Annotated in this window: 8 protein-coding genes and 1 tRNA gene; 3 read left to right on the top strand and 6 right to left on the bottom strand. The window is 61.5% G+C overall.

Annotation, left to right across the window (positions count from 1 at the left end; translation table 11 throughout):
- Positions 1-127: 127 nt before the first annotated feature.
- The 5 genes from JGS39_RS35305 to JGS39_RS41220 all read right to left on the bottom strand — a co-directional run bounded on the left by JGS39_RS35305 (position 128) and on the right by JGS39_RS41220 (position 2,192).
- Positions 128-430, bottom strand: coding sequence for a hypothetical protein (locus tag JGS39_RS35305; protein WP_219573847.1), 303 nt, complete (start codon positions 428-430; stop codon positions 128-130).
- Positions 427-1,170, bottom strand: coding sequence for a GntR family transcriptional regulator (locus tag JGS39_RS35300; protein WP_219573846.1), 744 nt, complete (start codon positions 1,168-1,170; stop codon positions 427-429). Before JGS39_RS35300 ends, JGS39_RS35305 begins: the two co-directional genes overlap by 4 nt.
- Positions 1,167-1,391, bottom strand: a complete 225-nt coding sequence (locus tag JGS39_RS35295) for a hypothetical protein (RefSeq protein ID WP_219573845.1) — start codon at positions 1,389-1,391, stop codon at positions 1,167-1,169. Before JGS39_RS35295 ends, JGS39_RS35300 begins: the two co-directional genes overlap by 4 nt.
- A 199-nt stretch (positions 1,392-1,590) precedes the next feature.
- A complete protein-coding gene (locus JGS39_RS42015; protein WP_372456184.1) occupies positions 1,591-1,902 on the bottom strand; it encodes a hypothetical protein in 312 nt (103 codons plus the stop codon).
- A 5-nt stretch (positions 1,903-1,907) separates the two neighbouring features.
- Positions 1,908-2,192, bottom strand: a complete 285-nt coding sequence (locus JGS39_RS41220) for a hypothetical protein (RefSeq protein ID WP_308120899.1) — start codon at positions 2,190-2,192, stop codon at positions 1,908-1,910.
- A gap of 78 nt (positions 2,193-2,270) precedes the next feature.
- On the opposite strand from JGS39_RS41220, the gene JGS39_RS35290 reads away from it, so the two are divergent.
- Positions 2,271-3,026, top strand: coding sequence for a GntR family transcriptional regulator (locus JGS39_RS35290; protein ID WP_219573844.1), 756 nt, complete (start codon positions 2,271-2,273; stop codon positions 3,024-3,026).
- Positions 3,027-3,185: 159 nt separating this feature from the next.
- On the opposite strand, the gene JGS39_RS35285 is transcribed toward JGS39_RS35290, so the two are convergent.
- Positions 3,186-3,295: transfer RNA gene (locus tag JGS39_RS35285), tRNA-OTHER, on the bottom strand.
- A 700-nt stretch (positions 3,296-3,995) separates the two neighbouring features.
- On the opposite strand from JGS39_RS35285, the gene JGS39_RS35280 reads away from it, so the two are divergent.
- Both JGS39_RS35280 and JGS39_RS35275 read left to right on the top strand, forming a co-directional pair.
- The gene (locus JGS39_RS35280) at positions 3,996-5,474 is read left to right on the top strand and encodes an RNA-directed DNA polymerase (RefSeq protein WP_219573843.1); all 1,479 of its coding nucleotides are present in this window, start codon (positions 3,996-3,998) and stop codon (positions 5,472-5,474) included.
- A gap of 13 nt (positions 5,475-5,487) precedes the next feature.
- Positions 5,488-5,967 (top strand): hypothetical protein, encoded by a 480-nt coding sequence (locus JGS39_RS35275; RefSeq protein ID WP_219573842.1) that lies wholly within the window; start codon positions 5,488-5,490, stop codon positions 5,965-5,967.
- Positions 5,968-6,007 lie beyond the last annotated feature (40 nt).

Raw genomic sequence — 6,007 nt, 5'->3', positions numbered from 1 at the left:
CAGGGCAATACAACTAGGGCAGTTCGCGCTGCTGCTCCGTGCGGGCACAACGCGGCGGTGAGGGGAGCCCGGGTTCTGTGATCGGGTTCCCCTCACCGCGCTAAGGCCGTCTTCTGCTTGCGTCTGATCAGATTCGACGGGTCTCGTCCGCCGCCAGAAGATGCCCCCGGCTGACCGCGACGCGAAGCACGTCCCTCAAAGCCCCGGCCAGGTCGTGACCCAGGCGGCGAAGTGCAATCGGATCCGCGCCTTGGTCGGCAAAGGTTTCCGAGGCCGCTTCCAGAAGGTGGGCCGCCGTGTTGAGTTGGATCGCTTCGATGTTGTCCGCCAGGCGGGACATGTAGCCGTCCGGGTCGTTCGTACTCAGGTAACAGGGCTTGCCTTCCGGGCCCGCCCACGGGAGAAGCCGCAGTTCGTTCAGTGTCGTCATCCTTCGGTCTGCCCTTCTTCGAGCACGTGGTGGGCGGTGAAGACGGCATCGACGCGGTCTCCGGGGAAGGCCAGAAGCGCGGCTTCGATGACGCGGCCGGTGGAGTCTGTGGCGATGCGGGTGATCGCCAGGACTGCCGTCGTGGATCCGATCCGGAGGGCCGAGGCTTCGTCCGGGGTGGGAGATCGGGCGCAGACCGTCTCTCGGACGGTGACCGGCGATGGGCCGAGGACGGCGAATCTCGTGACCGCGTCCCGGCGCGCGGAGTCGTCGTCGAGCACTCCCGCCGGGGCCAGGTCGCGGGGGATGTAGATGCGGGCCAAGCCGTGCGGCGATCCTTGTTCGAGGCTGAGGCAGGAGTACTCCGCGAGGGGGCTGCCCGTTGGCACCTTCAGCAACGTCGTCAGGTGCACCGAGGCCGTAACCGTGGTGCTGCGAACCGTGACGCGCACCGTTGGCTCGGCGGCGGTCCAGGGGTCCAGCGTGCCCCAGCCGCCGACGTACATGATCTTGCGGCGGGGGCGGCGGACGAAGTTGCCCTTGCCGTGGATCTTCTCGACGAGCCCTTCGCCCTGGAGCACGGCGAGGGCGCGTCGCAGAGTCACCGTGCTGACTTTGTACCGGCTGGCCAGGCCGGCTTCGGACGGTAGGCGCTCGCCAGGCTGGATGCCGCCCGTCGTGATCTGGTGGCGGAGATCATCAGCGATGTCGTGATGGCGTCGGGTCACGGATTCGGTCACCGCCTTCTCAGCAGTCGGGCGGCAACGAGCCGGGTACGCGCGTGTATGGCCAGCAGCTCACCCGACTCGAAGACCAGTTGCTTGGCGCCCTGAGGGAGTTGAAAGAGGTCTCTCACCCGGCATGCCTGGCCGCCGAGTTGGATGATGTCGCCGCGCTGCACGGTGGCCGCGGTGACCTCGATGTGGGAAACCAGCGCACCGACGGGGACTGGAGGCCTCACAGCGCCACCTCCACGGGCACATGCTGGTCGGGCGTCGAGTGGCACGGGCAGGCGCACGCCTCGTAGATCACCGGGACATCGGCCGGTGCCAAGAACGGGGAGGACTCAACGCAGGAGGAGTGTGTGCCGATCCGGCACGCAATCGATCGGTAGGGGACGGAAGTGGTGTCCGCAACGCGCGGCTGTCGACGAGAGGGCATCACTGAACCCCCGCGAGTGCCGACCAGGCATCGGCCGGCAGACGAGGCGCGACGACCACCGCTCGCGTCCGTACACGCGCTTCCCACGCCAACAGGTATGGACGGACAAGCGCGACGTCTTCACCCCTCAGCGGGCAACGGTGGACCGCGCCAGCCGAAGCCTGGCCCAGGGCGACGGTCATCGCGTCAGCCGGCGCGGCGGAGTTGGGAGCGGCCAGCGGCCGGGAGGGCGGTAAGGGGCGTCGATGCCGGCCCTTGGGGAAGTACCGCTCTCTGGTGAGCGAGGCGGCACGGCGGATACGGTTGAGCATGCTGTTCAGCTCCTATTGCTGATACCCGGTCCCCCGACATCGCCCGTCGTGGGGACCGTCTTTCGTACGACCGCCCATAAGGTGCGGCCGTTCAAGCTGGTGGCCAGGAGCCCGAATCGATCGGCATCGGCCACCACGTCCAGAGCCTCCCGCCATGACTCGGCAGAGAGCGTTTCCGGCACTTCCGCCTCGACCGTGGTGAACCGGGTGTGCTCCTCCACTCGCGTGGGGAACCCGGCGGCGGACAGCTGGGCGGCGATAGCCGCCGCACTCACTCCCGAAGCGGACACAGGGCAGCCTCCGTCACCAACAATCACTTTCAGTGAAGCTAGTTAACTAGATTAGAGCTAGTGGACTAGATTTTCCATATGTCTGAGCAACCGCCGTATCTCCGCCTCGCCGACGAACTCCGGCAGCGCATCGCGGAGCACGTCTGGGGACCGGGGGACCGCCTCCCCTCCCGCACGCAGATCGGCCAAGAGTGCGGCGTGGGCGAGAACGTGGTGCGCCGGGCGCAGGAGTTGCTGATCTCCCAGGGAGTGCTGGAGGGTCGGGCCGGATCGGGCACTTATGTCGCCGAAGCCCGGAAACGGGTTCGAGTCGTGCGGTCGTCCGCACGCGAACAGCCCAGCGGCTCCCCGTTTCGCCAGGACATGAAGGCTCTCGGCAGGCAGAGCGACTGGGAGAGCCGGACCGAGGCGAAGGTGCCGGCCCCGGCCGAGATCGCCGCGCGGCTGGGGATTGCCGAGGGCGAGCTGTGTGTGCGGACGACCTACGAGTTCCTGACGGACGGCAGGCCGGTGCAGCTGTCGACGAGTTGGGAGCCCTACGACCTCACCGCGGGCACTCTCGTCGTCCTTCCCGAGGGAGGGCCGCACGCCGGGGCAGGTGTCGTGAACCGCATGGCAGTGATCGGAGTGACCGTCAGCCATGCAGTGGAGCAGCCGGAGCCCCGGCAGGCAACCGCCGAGGAGGCGTCGCTACTCGGCATCCAAAAGGCCGCACTCGTGACGCACATCCGGCGGACGTACTACAGCGACCAGGGCCGTCCCGTGGAAACAGCCGACATCGTGGTGCCCGCAGCGCACTGCGAGATCGTCTACGAGATCCCAATCAGCCGGTAGCGGGCAGTCCCCGGCAGCTCCAAAGCACTGCATAGCCGTGCCCCCGCGTGCCCCATCCGTGCCCGATAACGCGGGAAACCAGGGGGAACAGCGGTGACCGGCAGGGAGCTGGCATGGGTACGGCCCCTGACCATACTTACTGGTCAGGGGCCGTACACCTGCGGTGGGTGTGGGATTTGAACCCACGGTGACATCGCTGCCACGACGGTTTTCAGGACCGCGCCGCTTTGGCATGTCACGTTCCCCTAACCTGGCCTTTAGACCTCCGCAGCCCTTGGAACGTCCGCCTTGGCCCACACATGGCCCGTGACGAGGCTTGGCCGGGTCCGTGTGCGTTCACTCGCCGGTTCACTGGCGGGCCTGCCGGGAAGATGAACGACCGCGTACGGCTATGAACGAGGCTACGGATGAGACTGTGCCGGCGGCCTACCGGAAGTCCCGTGGCAATGTCTATCGCTTCTTGCGGATCTTGCGCTTCTGCGCCTTGGCTTCCTTCTCCTTGCGCTGTGCGACTCCGTAGGCCGACCAGGGTCCTTGGTGCTTCGCGCAACGAGAGGTGCCGACTACTGCGAGGTTCCGGCAAGTCGTACCAGCTTTGGTGCGTGCGCCGCACCTGGACTGAGATGCCACTCCATACCTCCTGCCGAGCCAAGAACTTCAGTCCCAGGAGGCTTCCACGCAGTTCTCATGTAGGGGGAGGCGTACGCGCGACGCACGGAAGCACGCCCTGCGTAACCACAGAGGGACGAGTCGGAAGCTTCAGCCGCCACACTCAGGCGACAGGCTGCCCGGGCCGCGGCGAGCCGACTCTCGACGCCGCACGGGCCCGACAGTGGCCTCAGACGCAGTGCTCAAGCTCTTAACCCATGGACGTGGAGGCCCCTCATTCCTCGGCGCTGAATGTTTGCGCGGGGCTCCGCATGAACGCACCCGTGCCTTATCATCTGGGTTGGGAGTGGGGGGATTTGCATGGACGATCTATCTTATCGACTTTCTAACGCTCTGCACGGGATGACTTCCGGGCAAGAGTTCTCGGAAATTCCAGATATTGCCGCTTATGACGATATTGCTAGTCAGTGGAACAAGGGGTACCGGAAAGAGCGCGAACAGTCCATTCGGGACGGCAATATCGGTCCGAGGCATATTGAAATCGTGGACTACCCGAAAAACGAGATAAGCGTGCGCCCGCTGGCCCGCTTCTCGGCTGCGGATAGACTTGTTTATGATGCCATGGTCTTCGAAATCGCCCCCGATCTGGATAACTTCAGACACAATTCCTCCTATGGCTATAGGTGGCACCACGCCTCCGGACGTCCAATGTTTTGGCGTACCTCCTGGACTGAGATGAGGCGACGAGCTCAAGCAAAATTGATGTCTAATTGGCGCTATAACATGGCATCATTGGATGTCTCGTCTTTCTATGAGCACATTGATATCGGGATCCTATCTGACGATCTCGGCATGATATCCAGCAATGAAGCGGCTGTCGATCGGATTTCCGCTTTCCTTAAGAGATTTCAAAGAATTAACCATGCCTGGGGTTTGCCGCAGGGGTCGGACGCGTCGGGCATATTGGCCAACGCGTACCTAGCGCCCGTGGATGAATTTCTGCAGCGCCATGGGTTTCCCTTCTTCCGGTACTCGGACGACGTGATGATCTTCGATGAGGACTGGAATGCGCTAAGGGATGCGATTATTGAAATCAATAGGATACTTCGCTCTAAGCGACTGTCGATGTCGGCCCACAAAACGGGCATTCATGATTTCTTCGAGTCCTTTCGTGAGTTCTTGAACGCAGAGAAAGCGTCAATTGATCAAGCCGTTCGTGCCGGTGACCCTGAGGCCGCCCGAGACATGCACGAATTCTTCGATAAGTTGATTACGGCAGATAAGATAATTGCTAGTGACCTGAAGTTTTCTCTGAATAGATTCAGAATCATGGAAGATGACTATGCGGTCGATTGGTGCCTAGACAACCTCCGGCTAGTTGCCTACGCCTCCAGGGAGATATTTGCCTACTTCGCAGTATGCGGGAGTAAGCACACTGTAATCCAGCGCCGCCTGGAAGAATTTATGCACTCCTCTGAGAGCGCAAGCTATCCCTATGTAGAGCAAAGAGTGCTGCGGTACTTCGTGGGACTCGGAACTGAGAGTGAAAATGTCAAGGGTGCCGCTTGGGGAATAATGGAGGACAGCAATCGAGAGGAATTCCCGAGAGAGTTTGCTGTTAGGTACCTGGGCAGTGTGGCTTCCGCTTCCGAGGCTCAGCTTCTAAGGCATAAGTTCGAAAGCGAAGCAAGCACCGTAATGCGCAGGGCCCTCCTCATGGCCCTGTACGAAGCAGGGAAACTATCTGTTAGGTATTTGGGCGAGGTGAAAAACTCGTTGCCGGAGTTGCGTTGGACATGTAATTATCTTGGGGAAAATCCTAAAATTCCAACGTCTTAAGGGTGGGGTCGCCTTGAATGATGAGCAATTCGAAGCCATCAAAAACGAACTTGAACGAATACAAGAAAACTGTCTCTATAGTGCGCAGGCGTACTTCGAAGCGGCTAAACGAGCTGAATTTTGGGGACGGCTTATGGTTTTCGTTCCTGCCTGCGTATCGGCGTTTTCCGGATTCATGTCGGCCATGAATAAAACTCCTACCTGGGGTGCCGTGTCCGCAGTAGCGGGCACCGTCGCTGCGACAGCCTCATTCCTTGGGGCTACCAAGAAAGCTGCCGATTTTCAGTCATCAGCACGCTCCTATACTTCCCTACGGCATAATGTCCATGTGGAAATAGCCTTGCTGTCGACCGCTCAGGATTGGGTTGATGCTCAATCTACGTTGCGCTCATTGAATTCTTCCTATGTGCAGATCGTTTCAACCGACGTCCCGATGTCTAATCGGGCTTTCAACGTAGCGCGAAAGCGCATCCAGCAGGGGATGGCCTCGTGAAGCAGCATCCTGCGGAAGCAGTTACTGAGATTTAACTCGT

This window comes from Streptomyces poriferorum, assembly GCF_019399235.1.
GTDB lineage: Bacteria > Actinomycetota > Actinomycetes > Streptomycetales > Streptomycetaceae > Streptomyces > Streptomyces poriferorum.
Note: the sequence above shows the minus strand (reverse complement) of the source record. Positions and strands in the feature narration are given on the sequence as shown.